Below are 25,749 nucleotides of genomic sequence, written 5' to 3' on the forward strand. Positions count from 1 at the left end.
CGCACGATGATGGACCAGTCGTGCTTAGCCGGAACGGCCAGCGCGCTTGCGATCGCTTTCGGTGAGGAACTTCTTGCGCAGGCGAATTTCCTTCGGAGTGACTTCGACCAGCTCGTCGTCCTCGATGAAGTCCAGCGCCTGTTCCAGCGTGTACTTGATCGCCGGGGTCAGCTTGATCGCATCGTCCTTGCCCGAGGCGCGCATGTTGGTCAGCGGCTTGGTCTTGATCGCGTTGACGGTCAGATCGTTGTCCTTGGAGTGGATACCGATCAGCTGACCTTCGTACACGTTGTCGCCTTCTGCAGCGAACAGACGGCCACGCTCTTCCAACGGCCCCAGCGCATAGGCAGGGGTGGCGCCGGCGGCATTGGCGATCATCACGCCGTTCTGGCGCTTGGCGATGGCGCCCTGTTCCTTCGGGCCGTAATGGTCAAACACGTGGAACAGCAGGCCCGAGCCCTGGGTCAGGGTGCGGAACTCGTTCTGGAAGCCGATCAGGCCACGCGCCGGGATCATGTAATCCAGGCGCACGCGGCCCTTGCCGTCCGGCTCCATGTTCTTCAGCTGGCCCTTGCGGGTGCCCAGCTTTTCCATCACGCCGCCCTGGTGCTGTTCTTCAATGTCCACCACCAGCTGTTCGATCGGCTCCATCTGCTTGCCGTCGATCTCCTTGATGATCACTTCCGGACGCGACACGGCCAGCTCGTAGCCTTCACGACGCATGTTCTCGATCAGCACCGACAGATGCAGCTCGCCACGGCCGGAGACCAGGAACTTGTCGGCGTCGGAGCCTTCCTCGACCTTCAGTGCCACGTTGTGCACCTTCTCGCGGTCCAGACGGTCGCGCAGCTGGCGGCTGGTCAGGAACTTGCCGCCGGACAGGTCCTTGTTGCCGGCGAACGGCGAGTTGTTGACCTGGAAGGTCATCGAGATGGTGGGCTCGTCCACGGTCAGCGCCGGCAGCGCTTCCGGCGCGTCGAGCGCACACACGGTGTCGGAAATGGTCAGCTCGGCCACGCCGGAGATGGCGACGATGTCGCCGGCCTCGGCGGTGTCCTGCTCGATGCGCTCCAGGCCCAAAAAGCCCAGCACCTGCAGCACCTTGCCCTGGCGCTTCTTGCCTTCACGGTCGATCACGCTGACCGGCATGTTCTTCTTCAGCACGCCGCGCTGGATACGGCCGATGCCGATCACGCCGACGAAGTTGTTGTAGTCCAGCTGGCTGATGCGCATCTGGAACGGGCCGTCCGGATCCACGTCCGGTGCCGACACGTGCTGCATGATCGCTTCGTACAGCGGGGTCATGTCGCCGTCGCGCACGCTCGAATCCAGGCTGGCGTAGCCGTTCAGGGCCGAGGTGTAGACGATCGGGAAGTCCAGCTGCTCATCGGTGGCGCCGAGCTTGTCGAACAGGTCGAACACCTGGTCGATCACCCAGTCCGGGCGTGCGCCGGGACGGTCGATCTTGTTGACCACCACGATCGGCTTGAAGCCCATCGCAAACGCCTTCTGGGTCACGAAGCGGGTCTGCGGCATCGGGCCGTCCATCGCGTCGACCAGGATCAGCACCGAGTCCACCATCGACAGCACGCGCTCGACCTCGCCACCGAAGTCGGCGTGTCCCGGGGTGTCGACGATGTTGATGCGGTTGCCGTTCCAGGTGATGGCCGTGTTCTTGGCCAGGATCGTGATGCCACGCTCCTTTTCCTGGTCGTTGCTGTCCATCACGCGCTCAGCCAGCACGGTGCGCTCGGACAGGGTGCCGGACTGCTTCAGCAGGCAGTCGACGAGGGTGGTCTTGCCATGGTCGACGTGCGCGACGATGGCGATATTGCGGAGTTTTTCGATAGACATGCGGAAAGGGCCCCTGTCTGGCGCCAGTCTTGAGATGAGGTAAGCCCGACATTATAGCGGTTTCGTTGCCGTGCCGTTGCGTTCGGCCGTCGAGCGGTCCAAAACGCCCATTCAGCTTGCCGTGAGACCCCCGACGATGGTCCAACCTGCACGGTCGCCTGCACGGCCAGGTGTATTCTAATGAGCTGTCATACACCCTGAAACCTGCAAGGATTTCCATGTCCCTGATCGCCCATTTCGACACCACCCGCGGCCCGATCGTGGTCGAGCTGTTCGCCGACAAGGCCCCGCTGACCGTCGCCAATTTCGTCAACCTGGTCCAGCGCGGCTTCTACGACGGCCTGAGCTTCCACCGCGTCATCGCCGACTTCATGATCCAGGGCGGCTGCCCGGAAGGTTCCGGCCGCGGCGGCCCGGGCTACCGGTTCGAGGATGAAGCCAACAACGGCGTCGGCCACGAGCGCGGCGTGCTGTCCATGGCCAATGCCGGCCCCAACACCAACGGCAGCCAGTTCTTCATCACCCACACCGCCACCCCGTGGCTGGACGGCAAGCACACCGTGTTCGGCAAGGTCACCCAGGGCCTGGACGTGGTCGATGCCGTCGCCCAGGGCGATGTGATCAACAAGGTGACGATCGAAGGCGATACCGACGCCGTGCTGGCCGCCAAGGCCGACCGCGTCGCGGAGTGGAACAAGATCCTCGCCGCTTGATGGCTTTTCCCGAACGGCCGCCGTGTGCGGCCGTTCGTCTGTCACTGCGCGCCGCCAGGCCTCGCGCCACGCCAGCGTGCACCTCCACCCATGTTTTTTAGCAGAGGAAACTCCCCATGAAAGCACCTGTTCGTGTTGCCGTGACCGGCGCTGCCGGCCAGATCGGCTATGCCCTGCTGTTCCGCATCGCCTCCGGCGAAATGCTGGGCAAGGATCAGCCGGTGATCCTGCAATTGCTGGAACTGTCCAATGAAAAGGCCCAGGCCGCGCTCAAGGGCGTGATCATGGAGCTGGAAGACTGTGCATTCCCGTTGCTGGCCGGCGTGGTCGGCACCGACGACGCCGAAGTGGCGTTCAAGGACATCGATGTCGCCCTGCTGGTCGGTGCGCGCCCGCGCGGCCCGGGCATGGAGCGCAAGGACCTGCTGCTGGAGAACGCCAAGATCTTCACCGCGCAGGGCGCGGCGTTGAACAAGGTGGCCAAGCGTGACGTCAAGGTGCTGGTGGTCGGCAACCCCGCCAACACCAATGCCTACATCGCAATGAAGTCGGCGCCGGATCTGAACCCGAAGAACTTCACCGCCATGCTGCGTCTGGACCACAACCGTGCGCTCAGCCAGCTGTCGCAGAAGCTCGGCAAGCCGGTCGGCGGCATCGAGAAGCTGGTGGTGTGGGGCAACCACAGCCCGACCATGTATCCGGACTACCGTTTCGCCACCGCCGATGGTGCGTCCATCGGTGATGCGATCAACGACCAGGAATGGAATGCGTCCACCTTCATTCCGACCGTGGGCAAGCGCGGCGCGGCGATCATCGAAGCGCGCGGCCTGTCCTCGGCAGCGTCGGCCGCCAATGCCGCCATCGATCACGTGCGTGACTGGGTGCTGGGCAGCAATGGCAAGTGGGTGACGATGGGCGTGCCGTCCGACGGCTCCTACGGCATTCCGGAAGGCGTGATCTTCGGCTTCCCGGTCACCACCGAAAACGGCGAGTACACCCTGGTCAAGGATCTGCCGATCGACGACTTCAGCCAGAAGTACATCGACAAGACCCTGGCCGAGCTGGAAGAAGAGCGCAGCGGCGTGTCGCATCTGCTGGGCTGAGTTTCCCGGCTTGGCAGTACATGAAGAACGCCGGGCACTGCCCGGCGTTTTTTTATGCGTCGCTTCCGTGATGCGTTGCGTTCCATGCGCTGGTCGGTGGCGCGGGAAGCGCGCCATCACGCCCATCGATCCTGCAAGGCCGATGCGATTCGCGTTGCCGCCGCATCGATCACATCACGCGGCGCGCTCGGCTCAGGCCAGGCCTTCGGCCTTTAGCGCGGCCTGCACATCGGCATCGTCGAGCATGCGCTGCACGAAGGCAGCCACGGCGCTCAGCCCGCTCAGGTCCACGCCCGCCTTCTGCGCCCATCGCAGCGTCACGAACAGATACGCATCGGCGCCGGTGTGGGTGTCGCCGGCCAGCCAGTTGCGCCCCTGCAGATGCGCGTCGACACGTTCGTACAGGGCGCGCAGCTTGTTGCGTGCGTCGTCATGGCTGCGCGCAATCAGCGCCTCGTCCTGCAGATAGGCAGTGCTGCCGAAAATCGGCTTGAAGGTCGGATGCACATCGGCATTGGCGAAGGCGATCCAGCGATTGATTTCCGCACGGCTGCGCGCGCTGCCATCGCCGGACAGCCCGGTGAGCGGTGCGACGTCGGCGATGTAGTTCAGGATGGCCGCGTTCTGCGTCAGCGCCCAGTCGTCGACGACCAGCAACGGCACCGCACCGGCTGGATTGAGGCGCAGATACCCGGGCGACTTCATCGTGGCGGCGTCGACCACTTCCAGCTCGAAGGGCAGCCCCGACCAGCGCAGCACGATGTGATCTGCCAGCGAACACGCGCCCGGCTTGGTGTACAGCTTCATGAGAATTCCCGCACAAAGACGAAGACGCAAGCTTAGCGGCAACGCGTGAGTGCGTGGGTGACGTCAGGATGCGGTGCGCGGACGCAGCTTCTGCACGCGATAGAACGTGTGGTCGCCGATGGTGGCCACCTGGTATGCATTGCGCCAGCTCGGGCTGGCGATCGCGCTTGCGGCAAAGTGGCTGGCGCCCGGCACGATTTCCTTGCGCTGACCCACCGGTAGCGCCCAGTTGCGCTCTGCAGCCAGTGCCACATGCAGCGCCTTGTTCCAGGCATCGTCATTTTTCAGCTGCGTTCCCGGCGCCACGATGGTGGGCGCGAACTGCTTGCGCGCGGTGACCACCTGGCACATCGAATCGCCCCACAAACCGCTGTCCAGGCGACGCAACGCAACTTCGGCGACGGCTTGCTGGCCGCGCAAGGTCTGATCACGCGCTTCCAGGTACACGGTGGTGCTCAAGCACAACGAATCTGCAGCTGGCTGCGGCAACAACTGCGACAGCCAAAGTATCCAAACCAGTTTCATAGAACTCCTTGCTCCGTATGGGCCGATCCGCAGAGCATCCAAGGTGGATGCACCAGTACAGAGGGCTTGGCGTCATGGGGAGGCGGCCTGCCACGGGTCGCCCGGTCTCCGGCGAGAGAAGGATCTACCGGAGGTGCCCACCAAATGCGGTGGGTCAAAAAGTTGGCGCAAGGTAGGCGTCGATCACAGAATCGCGGCTGAATAGGCGGGGTTGACGCGTGTGAGTGCTTGCTACATCTACCGCTTGGCTCGAGCACGACAGCGCGCTGCATCCGTCGTGTGCGTCGCATCGTGGTGGCGACAGCGGAGGTGGAAATCAACATCGGCGCAATGCGCATGCGGTGTTGCGCGTCTGCGTGTTGTTTGCAACACGCAACGCCTCATGCGCAGGCTACGCATGCAGTGCCATCGGCATGGTGCGCTACACATCATCGTCACTGATGACTGTGCTTGTACGCCGGCGTCTTGCCGCAGCAGCAGTGGGACATCCACATGCGAACGCAGGGTGCAGGAAAGAACTGTCAGTGCGGGATGTCGTGCTGCCGGGATCATGCATCGTGCGCTTGCTCATGCAGCGTACAACCCTGTGTTGCAGTCGCTAGGGCCAGAGAAGGCGGTAGCGTGTTCGATGCGAATTGATGGGGGTGGGTATCCGCGACGCGTCATGACAGCTATTGCTGTCGCATCGCATCCCCAGGTCGCTCGCCACGCCTGCACCTGCATCACGCAAGGATGCGCTGCAGTGGCAGCACTCAGATATGCCGCCGAAATCGCCAGACCCCGTCGCACGATTTCTTGACGGTGGCAGCGGCGCATCGTCGTTGACGACATTGCGACTGCCGTGCGCTTACTGCCGCCTTGCGTACGCGCACTGTTTATTTCCAGAAGAACTAGGCACGTTGAACCACGCGCATCAAGTTCGACTTGATGAAAAAAAAGAACCTACAGAACCTACAGAACCTGCAAGCGTGCAGACGTGCGTGGCGATCGCCGAAGCACGTGATTGCGGTCGGCACAGCATCTTGCGCGTAAGCGTTACGTTATTGTGGCCTGATCGGGATTTCATGCCTGACTTGTTGGCAGCGCTGTTGCAACAGGTCTGCGTTTTTCAGACATCGCCCACGCGCTGCCGATCCAGGCGATCAGCATGCATGACAGGCCGCAGAGTATCGGCCCCAGGGCCATCGCCCACGCCAGCTGCGCAGCGTGCCCATGCGGATAGCCGGAGACGTTCAGCAGCAGTCCGATCACGCCACTGCCGGCCGCCAGTGCGAGTTGGGCCGTCGCAGTGAGTGCGGCACATGCGCGGGCCTGCCGTGCGGGGCCATGGCGCGAGGCGAGTTCTGCGTGGCGTGCCCAGACCCACTGCCCGGCGCTTCCCGCCGCCACACCCATGCCGAAGGCCAGGCCGGCATCCAGCACGCAGTGTCGAGCCATGGTGATGGCAAAGATCAATCCCAGCCCGGACAGTGCAACTCCACTCAGGCCCAATCGACGCAGCGCCACGGTCGGCCAACGCGCTGCCAAGGGCTGTATGCAGACGCTGCCCAACGCGTACGCAATCAACACCGCGCTGCCCCATCCGGCCGAGCCGATACGCGATTGCGCCAGATACGGCGCCAATTTAGTGAACGTCGGCAACGCCAACGCCAGTGCTGCGATGACCGCCACGGGCAGCAACTGATTGCGCTGCCACTCCGACGTGGCTGGCGGTAACGGAGCGGCGGCAACTGCGTGCGCGTAAGGCTGCAGCGTGTTGCGTAACCACCATGCCGACAGCAGTGCGATGCTGCTGACCAGCGCGACGACCATCAACGCAGTCGATGCGCCGGCATGTGCGCCGGCCTTCAGCACCAGGCCGATCGCTGCGCTGACCGATAGCGCGGCCAGCCCGCTGCCGATCAGGCGCAGCGCACTGACGCCGCGCGCACCGCGCCAGGGCCAGTGGCCCAACCCCAACAAGGTGTTCTGTGCGACGTCGCCGATCGCATAGGCCGCGCGGAAGGGCAGGCTGAGCAGCAACACGCTGATCAGCCTGGCACCGGCAGGAAGCGCTGGCGTCACGAACACCAGTGCCAGGGCGAGGGCTGCCAACGCAATGCCACGCCATTGCGAACGCCCGGCCCAGGCCAGGCTGGCGCCGGCACTCCAGCGTCGCGCGGCGACCATGCCCATCACTGCACTGATCACCAATCCACCGGCGACCGACACGCCAGCCGCCACCGCGCTCAATCCAACGTATTCGGTCAACGCAAAAATCAGCAGCAACTCGCCGGTGTACCACAGCAGGCTTTTGCCGAAATGCGCCGCAACATAGGCCCGCAATGCTGCCGGCGGCAGCATGTGGGGCGGTGCAGTCAGGGTGGAGCGCATCACCGGTTTATAGCCGAGCTGCACGACAGGAAAAAGAATCTACCGGTGCCGCGCCAATCGGTGGCGCCTGTACCGTCTGGCGCGATCGCCAACGGCGTCGGAGTCCACACTGATCCGGCGCATCGGACTTCGCTAGAGAACCCTGCGGCGGCATCTGACGCGCAGACCGGTCATCGCCCTGCCGCTGCCACCCGCAGCGGTGACGGTGCGCCCATCCGGCGCACACCCGCGCTCGGACACGTGTTCGAGTGGCGCCGTGAGCAGGCCGCCGTGGCTTTCAGCGCGCTGCCAAGCGCGCGTTACAAGGTCGCCGCCAAGCGGCAGGCCTGATTGATCGCACGCTTGGCATCCAGTTCGGCGGCAACATCCGCGCCGCCGATCAGATGCGGTTGCCGGCCATCCGCCTGCAGCGCGGCAAGCAGGTCGCGGCGCGGTTCCTGCCCGGCGCAGATCACCACCGTGCCGACATCGAGCAGTTGCTCGTTACCTTCCACGCGGATCCGCAGGCCGGCGTCGTCCACACCCAGATACTCCACACCGCCGAGCATCTTGACGCCCTTGGCCTTGAGCGTGGCACGGTGGATCCAGCCGGTGGTCTTGCCCAGGCGCGCGCCGGGTTTGCCGGGGCTGCGCTGCAGCAGCCAGACCTGGCGGGCGGGGGGCTCGGGCTGCGGCCTGGCCAATGCGCCGGGGGTCTCGAAGCTGGGGTCCACGCCCCATTCGGCCATCCAGCGCGCCGGGTCCAGCGACGGCGATTGCCCTGTGTGCACGAGAAATTCGCCCACATCGAAGCCGATCCCGCCGGCCCCGATGATCGCGACTTTCTCGGCAGCCACATGACGGCCCAGCACCACGTCCAGATAGCTCACGACCATCGGGTGATCGGCGCCGGGGAAATCCACCTTGCGCGGCTCGATGCCGGTGGCCAGCACGATCTCGTCGAAGTCCTTCAGATCGGCCGCTTGCACGCGGGTATTCAGATGCAACTGCACCCCGGTCGCGTCGATGCGGTGACCGAAGTAGCGCAGTGTCTCGGTGAATTCTTCCTTGCCCGGGATGCGCCTGGCGACGTTGAATTGCCCACCGATTGCATCGCCTGCATCGAACAGGGTGACGCGGTGGCCGCGCTCGGCCGCCACCGTGGCGCAGGCCAGACCGGCCGGGCCGGCACCGACCACCGCAATGCGCTTGGGGTCAGGGGTCGGTGCGTAGATCAGTTCGGTTTCGTGCGCTGCGCGTGGGTTGACCAGGCAACTCGCCAGCTTGTTGTCGAACACATGATCCAGGCAGGCCTGGTTGCAGGCGATGCAGGTATTGATGGCCTGCGACTGGCCGGCGCGGGCCTTGTTGGCCCACTGCGGATCGGCCAGCAGCGGGCGCGCCAGCGACACCATGTCGGCCGCGCCGTCGGCGAGGATGCGTTCAGCCACCTCCGGCATGTTGATGCGGTTGGTCGCCACCACCGGGATGTGCAAGTGCGGCCTGAGCTTGGCGGTCACGCCGGCAAACGCCGCACGTGGGACCGACGTGGCAATGGTCGGAATGCGTGCCTCGTGCCAGCCGATGCCGGAATTGATGATGGTCGCGCCTGCCGCTTCGATCGCCTGCGCCTGGGTCAGGATGTCCTGCCACTGGTTGCCGCCGTCGACCAGGTCCACCAGCGACAGCCGGTAGATGATGATGAAGTCCGGCCCGCAGGCGTCGCGGATGCGTTGCACGATCTCCACCGCAAAGCGCATGCGTTTCACCGCATCGCCACCCCAGGCATCGCTGCGCTGGTTGGTGCGCGCGGCGGTGAATTCGTTGATCAGGTAGCCTTCCGATCCCATCACCTCCACGCCGTCGTAGCCGGCGTCGCGCGCCAGCCGCGCCGCACGCGCGTAGGCTGCGATCTGCCGATCCACCGCACGTGCCGAGAGCGCGCGTGGAGTGAACGGGTTGATCGGCGCCTTGAGCCGGGACGGGGCCACCGACAGCGGGTGATAGGCGTAGCGGCCTGCATGCAGCAGCTGCAGGCAGATCTTGGCGCCGTGTGCATGCACCGCCTGGGTGACCTGACGATGCGGGCGCACCTCCCACGGCCATGACAGCTTGCCGCCGAACGGCTTGAGCCAGCCCACCACGTTCGGCGAAAACCCGCCGGTGACGATCAACCCGACACCGCCGGCAGCACGCTCGGCGAAATACGCGGCCAATTTGGGGAAATCGCGCGCACGGTCTTCCAGGCCGGTGTGCATCGAGCCCATCAGGACGCGGTTGCGCAGTTGCGTGAAGCCCAGGTCGAGCGGTGTGAACAGGTGCGGATAGGGCGAGACGGACGGGCCGGTGGCGGGCGACATGGTGTGGATACGCTGGCGTACGGAGTGCGCACGATGCCGGCAAACGGGCGTGGCGGCAAGTCCCGACGCGCACAGCGGGTGCAGTTGGCCGCCTGGGGCAGGGGCAGGACAGGGCGGGTGGCGTCCGCAGCAGGCCGCGTACCCGTTGGCAGCGCGGCACGTCCCTGGTGCGATCCCGCTTGCTGGATGAGACCGTCTGGGAGACCTGGCGGTCGATCCGGCTTGCCGGCTTCCCGATCAACGGCCCCTGATCGCAGCCGCATCCGACGCGTCACGCGGGTCGCCGTGGCCGCAATGGCGACTCTCTATAGACTAAGGCCGATCCATCTGCGCGTTGCTGCGGAACAGATTGCCTTGCGCGCACTGCGACTCACATAGCTGCGATTGCGCAGATGCCACAGCTGCAACGCTGCCTGCGATCCGGATGCCGGTCCCGCATTGCTGCTGATTCACGTGCGCGCGCCGTGGTCCTGCCGCGTTCTAATGTGCAAGCCAACCGGCCCGTGCACCACGCAACAGCCGAACTCAAGCGCGCAGGCGATCACCAACCCGCCAGCACCAGCTTGCCGATCGTGCTGCCGCTTTCCAGGCGCCGATGTGCCTCGCGCAAGTGCTGCGCATTGATCGGCGACAGCGTTTCGGTGTGGGTGGTACGCAACTCGCCCGCATCGATCAGGCTGGCGGCGCGGTTGAGGATGCGGTGTTGCTCGACCATGTCCTCGGTTGCGTAGCGGGCGCGGGTGAACATCAGTTCCCAGTGGATGCCGATGCACTTGGCCTTGTAGGGATCGCCGATCGACAGCGGGCCGCGCGGCTCCACGATCAGGCCCACATGCCCCTGCGGCGCCAGGATCTCGCCCAGCTGCTGCCAGTAGCGATCGGTGTCGGCCAGGTTGAGGGCGGCGTCCACGCTCTGCATTCCCAGCGCCTGCAACTGCGGTAGCAGCGGCTGGTGATGGTCGATCACATGCTGGGCGCCCATCTGCCGGACCCATTCGATGGTCTCCGGCCGCGAGGCCGTGGCGATCACGCTGAAGCCGGCATGCCGCGCCAGCTGGATTGCGATCGAGCCCACGCCGCCCGCGCCACCGATGATCAGCAGGTGCTTGCCGCGATTGCGGGCGCCGTCGAAAGAGAACGGCATGCGCTGGAACAGCAGCTCCCATGCGGTCAAGGTGGTCAGCGGCAGGGCCGCGGCCTGGGCGAAGCTGAGCGAGGTGGGCTTGCAGCCGGCGATGCGCGCATCGACCAGCTGATATTGCGCATTGCTGCCCGGTCGCCCGATGTCGCCCGCGTAATACACCTCGTCGCCGACTGCGAACGCGGTGACATCGGGGCCCACCGCTTCGACGACGCCAGCCGCGTCGTAGCCCAGGATCTTCGGCGCATCCAGTGTCTGCGGCTTGGGCGCGCGCACCTTGGTGTCGACCGGATTGACCGAGATCGCCTCGACACGCACCAATAAGTCATACCCCGACGGGGCTGACGGGGCTGGAAGTTCCATGTCAAGCAATGCGGCGGGATCGTCAATCGGCAGGTGACGGGTGATGACGACAGCTTTCATCGGGTCGCTCCAGGTGGGGAGTTCAGGGTGCGTTGTGTCGCCGTCGCGCCGCAACCACCGACCCCACAATTCAGCTCGGACGGGGCCTGGCGTTCACCAATGTAGTTGACGCATCAGTGCGCAGCGGGCCGGAAGGCTGGATCCGCCAACGTATTCAACTGGCTTAATTGGGCTGCGGTTCATGCAGCCGGGATGTGCAAACTGCGTGCGCGGTCCTTCCCTTCATGAAACTGTATACGTAGTATTGAAAGGGATCGCCGGCCCTGGTGATTGCTTTCACATGTTATATGACCGTTAACGCGATCTTCACTGAAGCCGGCTTAATCTGCGCCCCGATGGCTCTGGATGTGACGAGCATCTTTACCAAGAACAACGCCTCTATCGGTTTTATCTCCCAAAGAAGGAGCTGTATACACATGAACAAGAAAATTCTCACTGCCGCGTTGCTCGGCGGTCTGGCGGTTGCCCAGGCTGCTTCCGCGCAGGAGTTCGATGACCGTTGGTACCTGACCGGTAGCGCTGGCTTCAACTTCCAGGACAGCGATCGTCTGACCAATGACGCCCCGTTCGTCACCCTGGGTCTGGGCAAGTTTGTTAGCCCGAACTGGTCGATCGACGGCGAGCTGAACTATCAGAACCCGAACTTCGATGCCAACCAGGACCAGAACTGGAGCCAGTACGGCATCTCGTTCGACCTGCGTCGCCACTTCATCCAGGAAGGCCGCGGCTGGAACCCCTACCTGCTGTTCGGTCTGGGCTACCAGCGTTCGGAAGAAGAGTTCGACGCCACCCCGAACCCGGTTTCGCCGGGCCAGCAGAAGGACGGCAACTTTGCCGCCAAGGCTGGTGTCGGTCTGCAGACCACCTTCGACAAGCGCGTCGCCGTGCGTGCCGAGTTGGCCTACCGCGCTGACTTCAACGACCAGAGCGTTGCTGCTCCGCAGGAAGACTGGTTCGGCGACGTGCTGGCTTCGGTCGGCGTCGTGATCCCGCTGGGACCGGCTCCGTCGACCGCTCCGCCGCCGGCTCCGGCTCCGGTTGCACCGAGCTGCGCAGACCTGGATGACGACGGTGACGGCGTCAACAACTGCGACGACAAGTGCCCGGCTTCGCAGCCTGGCCAGACCATCGGTCCGGACGGTTGCCCGGTGCCTGTGTCGATCGACCTGAAGGGCGTGAACTTCGACTTCAACAAGTCGACCCTGCGTCCGGACGCCGTCTCGATCCTGAGCGAAGCGACCGAGATCCTGAAGCGTTACCCCGACCTGAAGGTCGAGGTTGCCGGTCACACCGACTCGAAGGGTACCGACGCGTACAACCAGAAGCTGTCCGAGCGTCGTGCGACCACCGTGTACGACTACCTGACCAAGAACGGCGTCGATGCGTCGCGTCTGGTTGGTCCGATCGGCTACGGCGAGAGCCGTCCGATTGCTCCGAACGCCAACCCGGATGGTTCCGACAATCCGGAAGGCCGTGCGAAGAACCGTCGTACCGAGCTGAACGTCCAGAACTAATTGGACCGCTAGCTGTTGCATACAAAACCCGGCCTTGCGCCGGGTTTTGTCTTTGTGGGAACCGGAAATCTGTACCCGGACAGTGCAAATCCTGTCTGCGTTGCCATCCAGGCACGCTTCCGGTTGAAACAGCGTTCATCGCTGCCTACACTCGCCGCGTCAACACCACACTCATATTGGAAGAACCCGATGCTGCGTACCGCTACGGCTGGATTGCTCTGTCTCGCCCTGATTCCCGCCGCCTACGCCGCTCCGAACTGTGCCGGCAGCACGGTGTCCCAGCCGCTGCCGTTGCCCGCCACCGTCATTGCGCCGGCGGCCGCCGAGTTCTACACCCGTAGCGTGCAGCTGGGCATGCCCACTGGCGTGCTGGCACAGCCTTACACCACCGAGCAGTCGGTGGACCGCGTGTTGCTGCGTCTGCGCGTGGAAGGCTGCCAGGACCTGGCCAAGGTCATTCCGCCCGGCGGCACCGTCAATCCGAACGATCCGGCCGCCTACAAGGCCACCACCGCATTCGACAACACGCCGTGGCGCTTTGACATGAGCCAGAACGGCAAGCGCATGACCGCCGAAGAATTCGACGCCTGGATGAAGGCGCGCGGCGTGCGCGTGGTCAAGGCGCGTCCGGTGGCTGCGCCGGCGCCGGCTGCTGCGGCAACCGCAACGCCCGCGGCCGACGCCAAGTCGGTCGAAAACAAGTAAGCAGCGCGGTCGGGACGGCATGACCCGGCGGCCTGCGCCGGCGACGTCCCGGCAGCGCACGCGTGGTCCGGCGGGCGCGTCGCGCGCCGCCGGCATGACCACGGCGACCAGCGCGCCGCGCCACGGGCTGGCGCGCGTGCTGTCCAAACTGGGCGTGTGTTCGCGTACCGAAGCGGCGCGCTGGATCGCTGCAGGGCGGGTCAGCGTGGCGGCACGCGTGGTGCACGATCCCGAATATCCGGTCCGTGCCGACCAGCAGTCCAGCATCCGCATCGACGGACACCCGTTGGCCGGCCCGGCGCGGTGCTACCTGATGCTCAACAAGCCGCGCGGCGTGGTCACCACTGTGCGCGACGAGCAGGGCAGGGACACGGTGTATCGCTGCTTCGATGGCGCCGGTTTGCCATGGATCGCCCCGGTCGGGCGATTGGACAAGGCCAGCGAAGGCCTGCTGCTCTTCAGCAACGACCCGCAATGGGCAGCGGCCGTGACCGACCCGGCGACCGGGCCGGACAAGACCTATCACGTGCAGATCGATTGCCGCCCGAGCGCTGCGCAACTGGCGCAGCTGCAGGCCGGCGTGGTCGATCCCGACCCGGACGGCGAGGGCGTGCTGCTGCGCGCCAGGCGGGTCGGCGTGCTGCGCGAGGGTGAGCGCAATGCGTGGCTAGAGATCGTGCTGGACGAAGGCCGCAATCGGCAGATACGCCGCTTGCTGGCGGCGGTGGAGATCGGCGTGCTGCGGCTGGTGCGGGTGGCGATCGGCTCGCTGGCGATGGGCGAGTTGGGTAAGGGGGCGTGGCGGATGCTCAGTCCGGAGGAAGTCAGCGCGCTGACGGCGGCTCCCGCCAACGCACCAGGCGCGCGCTGAGCAAGGCGCTGACCACCTCCACGGCGCGGGCGTCGCCGGCACCGTTGGCGTCGTGGCGACGGCCCTTGGCGTGGTTGCAGCCGGCACAGGCCAGGGCGAGATTACGCGCTGCATTGGCATCGTCGTCGACCAGCGCGCACAGCGCTGCCGCCGCGCGACGGCCAAACCAGGCCTGCGGGACCACGTGTTCCAGCGTGGTGTGCCCGAGCGGTTCGCCATCGGCGCGCAGCTGCAGGCGCCGACGGCAATGCAGGCAACGGGTTTCCCAGTTGCCGTCCAGCAGCTGCGCCTGGGTATCGGTCTGCGCCGCCAGCAGTAGCCGTTGGCGCAGTACCGTGCGCATCAGTCCTTGATGACGTCGAGTTCGCGGCCGATCTTGATGAACGCGTCGATCGCCTGATCCAGCTGCGCGCGGGTATGCGCGGCACTGATCTGGGTGCGGATGCGCGCCTGCCCCTTGGGCACCACCGGGAAGAAGAAGCCGATTGCGTAGATGCCTTCTTCCAGCAGGCGCTCGGCGAACTTCTGCGCCAGCGGTGCGTCGTAGAGCATCACCGGGCTGATCGGATGCACGCCGGGCTTGAGGTCGAAGCCGGCGGCGGTCATGCGCTCGCGGAAATAGCGGGTGTTGTCGACCAGTTGCGTGCGCAGCTCGCCGGCGGCTTCCAGCATCTCGAAGGCCTTGATGCCGGCGGCCACCACATGCGGCGGCAGCGAGTTGGAGAACAGATACGGGCGCGAGCGCTGGCGCAGCAGTTCGATGACTTCGCGCCTGGCGGTGGTGAAGCCGCCCAACGCACCACCCATCGCCTTGCCCAGCGTGCCGGTGATGATGTCGATCCGGTCCAGCACGCCCTTGACCTCGGCCGAGCCGCGGCCGGTGGCGCCAAGAAAGCCGGTGGCATGGCATTCGTCGATATGCACCAGCGCGTTGTATTTGCGGGCGAGGGCGGTGATCTCGTCGAGCGGGGCGATGAAGCCGTCCATCGAGAACACGCCGTCGCTGGTGATCAGCTTGGTCTTGCAGCCAGCCGCATCGGCGGCCTGCAGCTGTGCTTCCAGATCGGCCATGTCGCAATTGGCGTAGCGGAAGCGCTTGGCCTTGCACAGGCGTACGCCGTCGATGATGGAGGCGTGGTTGAGCGCATCGGAGATGATCGCGTCCGCTTCGCCGAGCAGCGGTTCGAACAGGCCACCGTTGGCATCGAAACAGGCGGCGTAGAGGATGGTGTCCTCGGTACCGAAAAAGTCGGCGATGGTGCGCTCGAGCTGCTTGTGCAGATCCTGGGTGCCGCAGATGAAGCGCACCGAGGCCATGCCGAAACCGTGCGTGTCCAGCGCGTCCTTGGCGGCCTGGATGATGTCCGGGTGGTCGGCCAGACCCAGATAGTTGTTGGCGCAGAAGTTGAGTACGCTGCGGCCATCGGCCAGGGTGATCCGGGCCGACTGCGGGCCGGTGATGATGCGCTCGGACTTGAACAAGCCCTGGGCCTGGATGGTGTCCAGTTCGGCGGCGTAATGGGCGGTCAGCGCGGCGGGAGCGTTGGTCATGGCGATCGCAGTGGCAAGAGACGCATGATTTTAACGATCACGGTGGCATACCACTACGTCATGCAAAATCGGCATAAGGCGCGGCCTTGATGTCATTTCACCGCCTGCGTGCCGCTGCGCAGCATGGCATGCTTGCTGTTCAGCTGCGCCCCAACGGTTTGGAGATTGCTGTGACCCACCCCCGCTTCCGTCTTGTATCGACCGTGTTGTGCAGCCTGCTGGTCCTGGCCGGCCACGCAGGCGCGCGCGACATCGGCTTGCTCAATGTCAGTTACGACCCCACCCGCGAGTTCTACCGCGACTACAACAGCGCCTTTGCCGCGCAGTGGAAGCAGCAGCATCCGCAGGACACCGTCACGGTGGAGACCTCGCACGGCGGCTCCGGTAAACAGGCGCGCGCGGTGATCGATGGCATCGAAGCCGACGTGGTGACGCTGGCACTGGCTTACGACGTCGATGCGATCGCCGAAAAGGCCAAGCTGATCGACAGCGACTGGGAAAAGCGCCTGCCCGACAACAGCGCGCCGTACACCTCGACGATCGTGTTCCTGGTGCGCAAGGGCAACCCGAAGAACATCCACGATTGGCCGGACCTGCTGCGCTCGGGCGTGGCGGTGGTGACTCCCAACCCCAAGACCTCCGGCGGCGCGCGCTGGAACTACCTGGCTGCCTGGGCCTACGCCGACCACATCTTCAAGGGCGACCGCGAGCGCATCATGCGCTACATGCAGGCGTTGTTCCGCAACGTCCCGGTGCTCGATACCGGCGCGCGCGGCGCCACCACCACGTTCGTGCAGCGTGGCATCGGCGATGTGCTGCTGGCCTGGGAAAACGAGGCGCTGCTGGCGCGCGAGGAGCTGGGCAAGGACAAGTTCGAGATCGTGGTGCCGAAGCTGTCGATCCTGGCCGAGCCGTCGGTGGCGCTGGTCGACAAGAACGTCGACAAGCACGGCACCCGCGATGTGGCCGAGGCGTATCTGCGCTACCTGTATGCGCCGGAAGGGCAGAAGCTGGCGGCCAAGCATTTCTATCGTCCACGCCACCCGGAATTTGCCGACCCTGCCGATCTGGCACGGTTCCCGGACATCAAGCTGGTGACCATCCAGGACGCGTTCGGGTCGTGGGACAAGGCGCAGCAGGAACACTTCGCCGACGGTGGCGTGTTCGACCAGATCCAGGCAAAAAAGTAGGCGATGCAGATGTCGGTTGCACCCCACCCAGCGCCGGCACCGCGCCGACGCGTCATGCCCGGGCTGGGCTTGAGTCTTGGAATCACGCTGACCTGGCTGGGACTGATCGTGCTGATCCCGCTGCTGGGCATCTTCATCAAGACCAGCGGATTGGGCTGGGACGGCCTGTGGCGGGTGTGGAGCGAGCCGCGCGTGCTGTCGGCGTTGCGGGTGAGCTTCGGCACCGCGTTCGCGGCCGGTGCCTTCAATGCGGTGATGGGCACCTGGGTGGCCTGGGTGTTCGTGCGCTACAACTTTCCGGGCAAGCGCCTGTTCGATGCGGTGATCGACCTGCCGTTTGCGTTGCCGACCGCGGTGGCCGGCATCGCGCTGACCGCCTTGTACGGCGGCAACGGCTGGGTCGGGCGCTGGCTGGAAGCGGTCGGCATCAAGGTGGCCTACACCCAGCTGGGCATCGTGCTGGCACTGGTGTTCGTGGGGTTGCCGTTCGTGGTGCGGGTGGTGCAGCCGGTGCTGGCCGAGAGCGAGCGCGAACTGGAAGCGGCCGCCGCCACGTTGGGCGCATCGCGCTGGCAGACCGTGTGGCGGGTGGTGCTGCCGGGGCTCTGGCCGGCGGTCCTGACCGGGTTCGCGCTGGCATTCGCGCGCGGCGTGGGTGAGTACGGTTCGGTGATCTTCATCGCCGGCAACCTGCCCAATTCGACCGAGATCGCGCCGCTGCTGATCACCATCCGGCTGGAGGAATTCGACTACGCCGGCGCCACCGCCATTGCCGCGGCGATGCTGCTGCTGTCGTTCGTGATCCTGCTGGTGGTCAATACGCTGCAGGCACGCCTGCTGCGCTATCAACGGAGGACTGCATGAACGATGCTGTCTCGCCGCTGCCCGCCATGGTGCAGACCCGCCAGATGACCGAACAGGCGCGCCGGATCACCGACTCGGCCACCAACGAGCCGCGCTGGGTGCAGTGGCTGATGATTGTGGGTGCGCTGCTGTTCCTGCTGGCGTTTCTGCTGCTGCCGCTGGTGCTGGTGTTCGCCGAGGCGCTGCGCGGCGGCTGGGAGACCTTCCTGCGTGCGATCGTCGACCCGGATGCGCTGTCGGCAATCAAGCTCACCCTGATCGTCACTGCCATCGTGCTGCCGCTGAACCTGGTGTTCGGCGTGGCGGCAGCGTGGGCTGTCAGCAAGCACCAGTTCCCCGGCAAGCGCTTGCTGATCAGCCTGATCGACCTGCCGTTTTCGGTATCGCCGGTGGTGGCCGGCCTGATCTTCGTGCTGATCTTCGGCCGCAGCGGCTGGGCATGGCCGTTGATCGACGAAGGCTGGCGGCTGCAGCTGCCGTTTTTTGGCGAGCTGCTGATCCAGTTGCCGCGCATCGTGTTTGCGTTGCCCGGCATCGTGCTGGCGACGACGTTTGTCACTTTCCCGTTCATCGCGCGCGAGCTGATGCCGCTGATGGAGCAGCAGGGCAGCGATGAGGAGCTGGCAGCACTGAGCCTGGGCGCGAATGGTTGGCAGATGTTCTGGCGGGTGACCCTGCCCAACATCCGCTGGGGCCTGATGTATGGCGTGTTGCTGTGCGCGGCGCGCGCGATGGGCGAGTTCGGTGCGGTGTCGGTGGTGTCCGGGCATATCCGCGGGCGCACCAACACGCTGCCCCTGCACGTGGAAATCCTCTACAACGAATACGCCTACAGCGCCGCGTTTGCGTGTGCCTCGTTGCTGGCACTGACCGCGCTGCTGACGCTGGCACTGAAGACGTACCTGGAATGGCGGCACGGCGATTCGCTCGCCGCCAACCACCGACATTGAGGTGAACATGGGCATCCGCATCCACCGCCTGCGCAAGCAGTTCGATACGTTCACCGCGCTGGACGACATCACCCTGGACGTGCGTCAGGGCGAGTTGCTGGCCTTGCTGGGGCCGTCCGGTTCGGGCAAGACCACCCTGCTGCGGATCATGGCCGGGCTGGAGCATGCCGATGGCGGGCAGGTGCTGTTCGGCGACGAAGACGCCACCCGCATGAGCGTGCAGTCGCGCCGGGTCGGCTTCGTGTTCCAGCACTACGCGCTGTTCAAGCATATGGACGTGTTCGAGAACATTGCCTTCGGCCTGCGGGTGCGGCGCGGCAACGAGCGCTGGGCCGAAGCGCGTATCCGCGCACGGGTGGAGGAGCTGCTGGCGCTGGTGCAGTTGCAGGGCTTGGAGCAGCGCTATCCCACCCAGCTGTCCGGTGGCCAGCGGCAGCGTGTGGCCTTGGCGCGCGCATTGGCGATCGAGCCGCGCGTACTGTTGCTGGACGAGCCGTTCGGTGCGCTGGATGCGCAGGTGCGCCGCGATCTGCGCCGCTGGCTGCGCGAACTGCACGAGCGGACCGGCCTGACCACGGTGTTCGTCACCCATGACCAGGAAGAAGCGCTGGAGCTGGCCGACCGGGTGGCGATCCTCAACCGTGGCCGTATCGAGCAGCTCGACACGCCGGCGATGATCTACGACAAGCCGGCTTCGCCGTTCGTGTATTCGTTCGTGGGGGCGGTGAACCGTATTCCCGGCGTGCTGGCGCAAGGCCAGATCCAGGTTGCCGGGCATGCCTTGCCGGCAGCCAATGCCGCGCTGGCGGCCGGCCCGGTCGAGGTTTACGTGCGGCCGGAAGATCTGGTGCCGGACGACGCTGGCTGGCCGGCCACGGTGGCCTGGTCGCAGCGCAGCGGGGCGCGTCTGCGGCTGCGCGCCACGCTGGAGCCGGCAGGCAACGAGGTGGAAGTGGAGCTGCCGGCATCGGCGGGCAGCTTCCAGCCTGGGCAGCAGCTGCGGCTGGCAGCGCGGCATTACGGTGTGTTTCCGGTCTGATTTGGGCCGGGATTCGGGATTCGGGATTCGGGATTGGAATTGGGAATTGGGAATTGGGAATTGGGAATTGGGAATTCGCAAAAGCGAAGCGAATCCCTGCTAATACCCAATCTCCAATCTCCACTCCCGGCCCATCAAGATTCCGCGCGGGCGGTCGATGAGACAGAACGCTGACCGGCGTCATCTGCTCTCAAGCTTGTGCGCCAGGTCAAGCGAGCGCGACTTGTCTGTTGCGCTGCAATGACGGTTGGACTAAGAAGTCATGGCAGTCCCGCCTTGCGCAATCCGACCGCCCATCGTTCCAGGAGATGTCCATGAAGCCGTCCTCGCTCGCGTGTTGTCTGTCGTTGCTGCTGCTCGGTGTGGTGCCGTTGGCACAGGCGCAGGACGAACAAGCCCCCGCTTCTCCCTTCAGCGGCACCTTTGCGGTGACCAGCGACTATCTGTTCCGCGGTATTTCGCAGACCAATGAAGAGCCCGCCTTTCAGGCCGGACTCACCTATAAGACGCCGTTCGGCCTGTACATCGGCACCTGGACGTCCAACGTCGACTACGGTGCCGGCGATCCGGATTGGGAAGTGGATGGCTTTGTCGGCTACAACACCGATCTGGGCACCAACTTCAATTTCGATGTAATGGTCAATCGCTACCAGTATCTGGGAGCGGGCGCGTCCAATTACGCCGAGCTGATCACCAAGACCACGTTCCTGAAAACCTATAGCCTCACCGTTGCCTACACCAACGATCTCTACGGCACCAAGACCGATGGCTACTACTACGCGCTGGATGCCAACTGGTCACTGCCCTACGACTTCACCTTCGGCGCGCATGCGGGGCACAGTGTCTATACCTCGTCGCTGAGTCAGGTGGATCACGACTACAACGACTTCGGCGTGAATGTCGGCAAGGCCTTCGGTCCGCTGGGCCTGAGCGTTGGCTACTACGACACCAGCGAGGCGGCGGAATTCGGCTTCGGTCGGCAGAATTCGCAGAACCATCTGGTCGCGACTGCCACGGTCACCTGGCCGTGATGCCGTGATGGTAATCGCTTGAACAGCGGCTCTAACGACTCGGCCGTGCAGTGGTAGTGGTGAGGCGGTAACAAGAGTTGATGCCCGGGTTCTTCAGTGTCTAAATTTGAAGGACACCGAGGCTCAAATCTCGTTTGTTTTGTTTTTGAGTGATGCATCGTGCGGATAGATCACTTGCGGAGCGACTGATCTGCTGCCTGGCTGCAGGGCCCTTGCCCGCCCACCCTCGCAGGACACGCCGCAAGTACGTCCTTATAGGCTCTTACGCGGCATCCATGCCGCGTAAGGTCCCGCGACGGTGAGCGGGCAAGGACCAGTCGAGATGGTCGGTGTGCACGGTAGGAGCAGTGCTCGGTGCGCGCTGTTCGACAATGGTGTGCAGGCTCAACATCCAATGTAGGTTGGGCGAAGCGTTTTCTTATGCGGTCACAGACTATTTCTCTGGTGCGGTGTCCTTGCCGGTTGCGGAACCCTTGGCGGCATGGATGGATGCCGCCAAGGCGCCTGCAGGGATGGATTCACCGCGTGTCCCGCGAGCGGTAAAGGCGCCGCGCCCTCAACCAGTGAGTTTGCCTGCTGCGTAGCCAGTGCTCTGAAGATGGACATGCAAAAGGCGCCTTGCGGCGCCTTTTGCGTTGAAGCGTATTGGCCGATCAGTTCCAGCTCAACACGACCTTGCCGGCCTTGCCTTCTTCCATCAGGTCGAAGCCCTTCTGGAAGTCGTCGATCGGCAATTGGTGGGTCAGTACCTTGTGCAGCGGGAAACCCGACAGCACCAGTTGCGTCATCTTGTACCAGGTCTCGTACATCTTGCGGCCGTAGATGCCCTGCACGGTGAGGCCCTTGAAGATGATCTTGTCCCAGTCGCAACCGGCGCCGCGCGGCATGATGCCGAGCATGGCGATCTTGCCGCCGTGGTACATGCAGTCGAGCATGTCGTTGAAGGCGCGCGGGTTGCCGCTCATTTCCAGGCCCACGTCGAAGCCTTCCATGTGCAGGTCGGCCATGACGTCCTTGAGCGAGGTCTTGGACACGTTGACCACGCGCGTGGCGCCCATGTCGGCCGCCAGCTTGAGGCGGAAGTCGTTGACGTCGGTGACCACCACGTTGCGCGCACCAATGTGCTTGCAGATGCCGGCGGCAATGATGCCGATCGGGCCGGCGCCGGTGATCAGCACGTCCTCGCCGATCACGTCGAACTCCAGCGCACAGTGCGCGGCGTTGCCGTAAGGGTCGAAGAACGCGGCCAGCTCCGAGGGAATCTGGTCGGGGATCGGCCACAGGTTGCTGGCCGGCATCACCATGTACTCGGCGAAGGCGCCGTTGACGTTGACGCCGATGCCGACCGTGTTGGGGCACAGGTGCGGGCGGCCGCCACGGCAGTTGCGGCAATGGCCGCAGACGATGTGGCCTTCGGCCGACACGCGCTGGCCGACCTGGTAGCCGGTCACCGCCGAACCGAGCTCGGCCACGCGGCCGACGAACTCATGGCCGATGGTCAGGCCGGGGGTGATGGTGCGCTGGCTCCACTCGTCCCACAGGTAGATATGCAGGTCGGTGCCGCAGATCGCGGTCTTTTCCAGCTTGATCAGCACCTCGTTGGGGCCGGGGCTGGGGATGGCGACCTGTTCCAGCCAGATGCCCTTGTTTGCTTCGCGCTTGACCAGCGCCTTCATCGTCTGCGCCATCTGGCGGGACCTGCTGAGTGAAAGTAAGGCGGCGATTATATGCGGCGCGCGGTGAGTGCATGTGGCGGTGCAACAGCAATGGTCCCCGTGCGGTCGGGGGCGGCGGTGGCGCTGGGTTGGTTGGCAGACAGCATGTGTTTGTTGCGGGACGGTTGCCCCCATCCGCCCTTCGGGCCCCTTCCCCCGCAAGCGGGGGAAGGGCGGGAAGTCGAGAAACAGGGAACGCAACAAACAGGAAATTCGAGAAGCGGGGAATTCGAGAAGCAGGGAGGCAACAAGTAAGGAATTCGAGGCGCAGGGAAGCCAGCAAGCACGTAAGTCAACAAGCAGGCAAGTTGCAGTGCAGGAAGGGCCACCGCAGCGGGCCGATGCGATCGACGCCTTGCGTGAATGCGTCGGTGTCCATGCAGGGAGGGCAGACACGCAGGGAAGGCAGAAAGGAAAAGCGGGGAAGACAGAAGAGAATTAGGAAAAACAAGGAAAAGCTGGGGAGACAACAAGCAGATGAGGCCGAGATACGGAGCGGCCAAGCAGGCGTGAAGGCGTGAAGGCCCGGAAAAGAAACTTGCCGACCTGCTCGAGGTATCGGGGAGTGTCGGCATGCCTTCTCCCGCATGCGGGAGAAGGTGGCGCATAGCGCCGGATGAGGGCGCCTTAGGTGGTGCAAAGCTGCTTAGAACTTCACATCCAGGCTCATGAAGTACTGCCGCGGTGCGCCGACCACCATGGTCTGGTTGTAGCCATCCGGATCGGAGGCCACGTAGCCGTTGGTGCCGGTGCTGGCGAAATAGCGCTTGTCGGTGAGGTTGGTGATGTTGAGCGCCAACGCCACATCGGCCACCCCGCCCACGCGACCGAAGTCGTAACGCGCGCCCGCATTGAACAGCCAGTACGAAGGCACCTGCGAATCGTTGAGGAAGGTGATGTAGCGCTTGTCGACGTACTTGCCGTCCAGATCCAGGCGCAGGTTGCCGAGCTGGTAACTCGCGCTGGAGGAGAACATCAACGCGGGGATGCCGACCACGTCCTTGCCGGAGGTGGCGACCACGCCGTTGTTGAGGTAATCGTCCTGGTAGCGCGAGCGATTCCACGACAGCGAATTCAACCAGCTCAGGCCTTCCATCGGACGCCACATCAAGGCCAGATCCGCACCTGCGCTATGCACGGCACCCACATTGCTCAGGATCGCCGCGCAGGTCTGCACCGCGCTACATGGCGAGGTGGTCAACAAGCGGTTGGAGAACTTGGTGAAGTAGGCGTCGGCCGACAGCTGGAACTGCGCATCCTGCACGCGGTAACCCACCTGCACGGTCTGCGATTCTTCCGGCTCCAGCGTGGAGCTGCTGCGGTCGAACGCCGCCTGCGAGGTGCCGAACGGGGTGAAGCCGAATGCGGCGATGTTCTTGCTATAGGAGGCGTAGATGTCCTGGCGCTCGTCCAGCTTGTAGTTCACGCCAACCTGCGGCAGGAAATTGTCTTCGGCGCGGATGCGGCCCTGTGCCAGCGCGGTGGTCGGCACCAGGGACTGCGCACGCGTGGTGGTGCTGAGCGCCTTTGCACCGTAGTTGATGGTCAGGCGGTCGTCGAGCAGGCGCACGCTGTCCTGCAGGTACAGCATGCGGGTCTGGGTGGTGTAGCGCTGCAGGAAATCGCGGCGGAACGGCGTCTGCACTTCGTACACGTTGTACAGCGAGGTATAGCCCTCGTTGCCGAGCGCGAAGTAGTTGCGCTGCTGCGTGGTACGTGCGTTTTCCGCCCACAGGCCCACTTCCAGATCGTGGTTGCCCCACGACCATTTCAATGCGCTGGTGCCGCCGTAACGATCCAGGCCGTAGTCGGTGGTGCGCATCGACAGCGGAACCTGCGCAGACGTCGGCACATAGGGCGTCACCCACTGACCTTCACCACGGTTGGCATGGTAGTAGCCGGTGGCATCCAGGGTGGCGCCGCCGAACACGAACGTGCCCGACAGCCCGGCCAGGTTGTCGCGGCGCAGGCCGCCACCCGCGTAGTAGCTGGCATCGAGCCAGCTGTAATCGTCGGGCAGCCCGGCCAGCGATTGCGGATAGCCGTTGGCCACGCCGCTGGTGGCGCCGGTGTTCTGATACGCACGCGCCATCTGCACGGCGGTGGCCCAATCCGGCTGCAGGTAGTCGTAGTCCCAGCCCAGTGCGCGCTGGCTGGTCAACGACAGGTCCATGTAGTCGTATTCCTTGCGCCGCGAGGTATCCACGAACAGGCTCAGACGGTTGCCGTCGCCCCACTGGTAGACGGTCTTGAGGTTGGCCTGCTCGGACTGCTGGTCGCCGAAGCCCTTCCATTTGTCGGTGCTGGCATTGGCATATGACAGGTACGCCGACAAGCCGTTGCGATCGCCGGTGTCGCCGCGCACGAAGGTGCGGCGCGTGGCATCGCTGCCGACCGTCTGCACCAGGCGCAGGCCCGGCGTGCTCTGCGGGTCGGCCGAGTAGAACTGCATGGTGCCGCCAAGGTTGGTGTTGGACGCAGTGCCCAGCGCACCGGCGCCTTGCGCGATTTCCACCGAGCCGAGGTTTTCCGAAATGATGGCGCGGGTGATGTGCAGGCCGTTGGTGACGCCGTAGCTCATGTTGCCGAGCGGAATGCCATCGAGCGTGTAACCCAGCCGGCTCTGATCGAAGCCGTGCAGGGTGACCTGCGTGGACCACTCGTAGGTGCCAAACGGATCGGCCGACTGGAACTGCACGCCCGGCAGTTTTTCCACTGCCTTGAAGGCGCTGCTGCCCGGGGTCAGCTGCTCGATGTCCTGCCGGCTGATGCGCTGGACCTGGCGGGTGCTGCCTTGCGACACCACGTTGATCGCATCCAGTTGGGTGGCGTTGGTGGCAGCATCGGCCACGCTGGCCGGGGCATCGGCTACCGGCGCATCTGCACCGGCAACCGGATCGGCCGCCAGTGTGGCAGCAGAGGCGATGGCGGGGAGCAGCGCGGCCAGGGCAAGCGCCAGCGGAGTGACACGAAAACGGCGAGCGGAAGTCATGGGGGAATCCTGTTCGAGCACGGCTGAGGGCAACGCACGGTGCAGGACC

At 64.8% G+C, this 25,749-nt stretch carries 20 protein-coding genes; 10 read left to right on the forward strand and 10 right to left on the reverse strand.

The genetic code is table 11. The annotated features are described in order from the left end of the window. Positions 1-24 precede the first annotated feature (24 nt). Positions 25-1,854: a translational GTPase TypA gene (gene typA, locus EO170_RS03005; protein ID WP_104560414.1), complete on the reverse strand. Its 1,830-nt coding sequence runs from the start codon at positions 1,852-1,854 to the stop codon at positions 25-27. 218 nt (positions 1,855-2,072) lie between these two features. Here typA and EO170_RS03010 point away from each other — a divergent pair, with 218 nt between their 5' ends. Next, positions 2,073-2,567, forward strand: coding sequence for a peptidylprolyl isomerase (locus tag EO170_RS03010; RefSeq protein WP_016904578.1), 495 nt, complete (start codon positions 2,073-2,075; stop codon positions 2,565-2,567). 116 nt (positions 2,568-2,683) lie between these two features. After that, a complete protein-coding gene (locus EO170_RS03015; RefSeq protein ID WP_104582273.1) occupies positions 2,684-3,670 on the forward strand; it encodes a malate dehydrogenase in 987 nt (328 codons plus the stop codon). A gap of 192 nt (positions 3,671-3,862) precedes the next feature. On the opposite strand, the gene EO170_RS03020 is transcribed toward EO170_RS03015, so the two are convergent. The 5 genes from EO170_RS03020 to EO170_RS03040 all read right to left on the reverse strand — a co-directional run bounded on the left by EO170_RS03020 (position 3,863) and on the right by EO170_RS03040 (position 11,278). After that, positions 3,863-4,477: a glutathione binding-like protein gene (locus EO170_RS03020; protein ID WP_119130814.1), complete on the reverse strand. Its 615-nt coding sequence runs from the start codon at positions 4,475-4,477 to the stop codon at positions 3,863-3,865. Positions 4,478-4,540: 63 nt separating this feature from the next. Beyond that, positions 4,541-5,002: a cell wall hydrolase gene (locus EO170_RS03025; protein ID WP_104582275.1), complete on the reverse strand. Its 462-nt coding sequence runs from the start codon at positions 5,000-5,002 to the stop codon at positions 4,541-4,543. 1,062 nt (positions 5,003-6,064) lie between these two features. Beyond that, a complete protein-coding gene (locus tag EO170_RS03030) occupies positions 6,065-7,363 on the reverse strand; it encodes an MFS transporter (RefSeq protein ID WP_241239381.1) in 1,299 nt (432 codons plus the stop codon). A 311-nt stretch (positions 7,364-7,674) separates the two neighbouring features. Continuing rightward, positions 7,675-9,714 (reverse strand): NADPH-dependent 2,4-dienoyl-CoA reductase, encoded by a 2,040-nt coding sequence (locus EO170_RS03035; RefSeq protein WP_126942379.1) that lies wholly within the window; start codon positions 9,712-9,714, stop codon positions 7,675-7,677. Between the two features lie 541 nt (positions 9,715-10,255). Continuing rightward, positions 10,256-11,278 (reverse strand): zinc-binding alcohol dehydrogenase family protein, encoded by a 1,023-nt coding sequence (locus EO170_RS03040; protein ID WP_126942382.1) that lies wholly within the window; start codon positions 11,276-11,278, stop codon positions 10,256-10,258. A gap of 416 nt (positions 11,279-11,694) precedes the next feature. On the opposite strand from EO170_RS03040, the gene EO170_RS03050 reads away from it, so the two are divergent. The 3 genes from EO170_RS03050 to EO170_RS03060 all read left to right on the forward strand — a co-directional run bounded on the left by EO170_RS03050 (position 11,695) and on the right by EO170_RS03060 (position 14,368). Continuing rightward, positions 11,695-12,792, forward strand: a complete 1,098-nt coding sequence (locus tag EO170_RS03050; protein WP_104532906.1) for an OmpA family protein — start codon at positions 11,695-11,697, stop codon at positions 12,790-12,792. 189 nt (positions 12,793-12,981) lie between these two features. Further along, positions 12,982-13,497: a hypothetical protein gene (locus EO170_RS03055; protein WP_024938551.1), complete on the forward strand. Its 516-nt coding sequence runs from the start codon at positions 12,982-12,984 to the stop codon at positions 13,495-13,497. A 19-nt stretch (positions 13,498-13,516) separates the two neighbouring features. Further along, the gene (locus tag EO170_RS03060; RefSeq protein WP_126942385.1) at positions 13,517-14,368 is read left to right on the forward strand and encodes a pseudouridine synthase; all 852 of its coding nucleotides are present in this window, start codon (positions 13,517-13,519) and stop codon (positions 14,366-14,368) included. On the opposite strand, the gene EO170_RS03065 is transcribed toward EO170_RS03060, so the two are convergent. Beyond that, complete coding sequence (locus EO170_RS03065; protein ID WP_119130819.1) at positions 14,322-14,711, reverse strand: HNH endonuclease; 390 nt, start codon at positions 14,709-14,711, stop codon at positions 14,322-14,324. The two genes, EO170_RS03060 and EO170_RS03065, sit on opposite strands and share 47 nt — an antisense overlap. Further along, positions 14,711-15,919, reverse strand: a complete 1,209-nt coding sequence (gene kbl / locus EO170_RS03070; protein WP_119129704.1) for a glycine C-acetyltransferase — start codon at positions 15,917-15,919, stop codon at positions 14,711-14,713. The genes EO170_RS03065 and kbl overlap by 1 nt, the downstream gene beginning before the upstream one ends. Positions 15,920-16,008: 89 nt before the next feature. On the opposite strand from kbl, the gene EO170_RS03075 reads away from it, so the two are divergent. From EO170_RS03075 to EO170_RS03095, 5 genes are all read left to right on the forward strand, one after another. Beyond that, positions 16,009-17,109 (forward strand): sulfate ABC transporter substrate-binding protein, encoded by a 1,101-nt coding sequence (locus EO170_RS03075; RefSeq protein ID WP_164740887.1) that lies wholly within the window; start codon positions 16,009-16,011, stop codon positions 17,107-17,109. A gap of 3 nt (positions 17,110-17,112) precedes the next feature. Further along, complete coding sequence (gene cysT, locus EO170_RS03080; RefSeq protein WP_119129705.1) at positions 17,113-17,973, forward strand: sulfate ABC transporter permease subunit CysT; 861 nt, start codon at positions 17,113-17,115, stop codon at positions 17,971-17,973. After that, positions 17,970-18,923 carry a sulfate ABC transporter permease subunit CysW gene (gene cysW, locus EO170_RS03085; protein ID WP_126942391.1) on the forward strand — a complete coding sequence of 318 codons (954 nt, stop codon included), beginning with the start codon at positions 17,970-17,972 and terminating at the stop codon, positions 18,921-18,923. Before cysT ends, cysW begins: the two co-directional genes overlap by 4 nt. 7 nt (positions 18,924-18,930) lie before the next feature. Beyond that, positions 18,931-19,962 carry a sulfate/molybdate ABC transporter ATP-binding protein gene (locus tag EO170_RS03090; RefSeq protein WP_016902217.1) on the forward strand — a complete coding sequence of 344 codons (1,032 nt, stop codon included), beginning with the start codon at positions 18,931-18,933 and terminating at the stop codon, positions 19,960-19,962. A gap of 314 nt (positions 19,963-20,276) precedes the next feature. Further along, positions 20,277-20,993: a TorF family putative porin gene (locus EO170_RS03095; protein ID WP_024938543.1), complete on the forward strand. Its 717-nt coding sequence runs from the start codon at positions 20,277-20,279 to the stop codon at positions 20,991-20,993. 653 nt (positions 20,994-21,646) lie between these two features. Here EO170_RS03095 and tdh read toward each other — a convergent pair. Both tdh and EO170_RS03105 read right to left on the reverse strand, forming a co-directional pair. After that, positions 21,647-22,681, reverse strand: coding sequence for an L-threonine 3-dehydrogenase (gene tdh, locus EO170_RS03100; RefSeq protein WP_206513970.1), 1,035 nt, complete (start codon positions 22,679-22,681; stop codon positions 21,647-21,649). Between the two features lie 673 nt (positions 22,682-23,354). Then, entirely contained in the window at positions 23,355-25,700 is a 2,346-nt protein-coding gene (locus tag EO170_RS03105) for a TonB-dependent receptor (protein WP_126942394.1), read from the reverse strand. Positions 25,701-25,749 lie beyond the last annotated feature (49 nt).

The organism is Xanthomonas sp. BRIP62409, assembly GCF_003992965.1.
Taxonomy (GTDB): Bacteria; Pseudomonadota; Gammaproteobacteria; order Xanthomonadales; family Xanthomonadaceae; genus Xanthomonas; species Xanthomonas euroxanthea.

Coding starts and splice junctions, on each gene's coding strand:
- EO170_RS03060 (WP_126942385.1), top strand. CDS start 13,517: ATGACCCGGCGGCCTGCGCCGGCGACGTCCCGGCAGCGCACGCGTGGT.
- EO170_RS03050 (WP_104532906.1), top strand. CDS start 11,695: ATGAACAAGAAAATTCTCACTGCCGCGTTGCTCGGCGGTCTGGCGGTT.
- EO170_RS03075 (WP_164740887.1), top strand. CDS start 16,009: ATGTCATTTCACCGCCTGCGTGCCGCTGCGCAGCATGGCATGCTTGCT.
- EO170_RS03025 (WP_104582275.1), bottom strand. CDS start 5,002: ATGAAACTGGTTTGGATACTTTGGCTGTCGCAGTTGTTGCCGCAGCCA.
- cysT (WP_119129705.1), top strand. CDS start 17,113: ATGCAGATGTCGGTTGCACCCCACCCAGCGCCGGCACCGCGCCGACGC.
- EO170_RS03015 (WP_104582273.1), top strand. CDS start 2,684: ATGAAAGCACCTGTTCGTGTTGCCGTGACCGGCGCTGCCGGCCAGATC.
- EO170_RS03010 (WP_016904578.1), top strand. CDS start 2,073: ATGTCCCTGATCGCCCATTTCGACACCACCCGCGGCCCGATCGTGGTC.
- EO170_RS03020 (WP_119130814.1), bottom strand. CDS start 4,477: ATGAAGCTGTACACCAAGCCGGGCGCGTGTTCGCTGGCAGATCACATC.
- EO170_RS03055 (WP_024938551.1), top strand. CDS start 12,982: ATGCTGCGTACCGCTACGGCTGGATTGCTCTGTCTCGCCCTGATTCCC.
- EO170_RS03035 (WP_126942379.1), bottom strand. CDS start 9,714: ATGTCGCCCGCCACCGGCCCGTCCGTCTCGCCCTATCCGCACCTGTTC.
- EO170_RS03065 (WP_119130819.1), bottom strand. CDS start 14,711: ATGCGCACGGTACTGCGCCAACGGCTACTGCTGGCGGCGCAGACCGAT.
- cysW (WP_126942391.1), top strand. CDS start 17,970: ATGAACGATGCTGTCTCGCCGCTGCCCGCCATGGTGCAGACCCGCCAG.
- EO170_RS03090 (WP_016902217.1), top strand. CDS start 18,931: ATGGGCATCCGCATCCACCGCCTGCGCAAGCAGTTCGATACGTTCACC.
- EO170_RS03105 (WP_126942394.1), bottom strand. CDS start 25,700: ATGACTTCCGCTCGCCGTTTTCGTGTCACTCCGCTGGCGCTTGCCCTG.
- EO170_RS03040 (WP_126942382.1), bottom strand. CDS start 11,278: ATGAAAGCTGTCGTCATCACCCGTCACCTGCCGATTGACGATCCCGCC.
- EO170_RS03095 (WP_024938543.1), top strand. CDS start 20,277: ATGAAGCCGTCCTCGCTCGCGTGTTGTCTGTCGTTGCTGCTGCTCGGT.
- tdh (WP_206513970.1), bottom strand. CDS start 22,681: ATGGCGCAGACGATGAAGGCGCTGGTCAAGCGCGAAGCAAACAAGGGC.
- kbl (WP_119129704.1), bottom strand. CDS start 15,919: ATGACCAACGCTCCCGCCGCGCTGACCGCCCATTACGCCGCCGAACTG.
- typA (WP_104560414.1), bottom strand. CDS start 1,854: ATGTCTATCGAAAAACTCCGCAATATCGCCATCGTCGCGCACGTCGAC.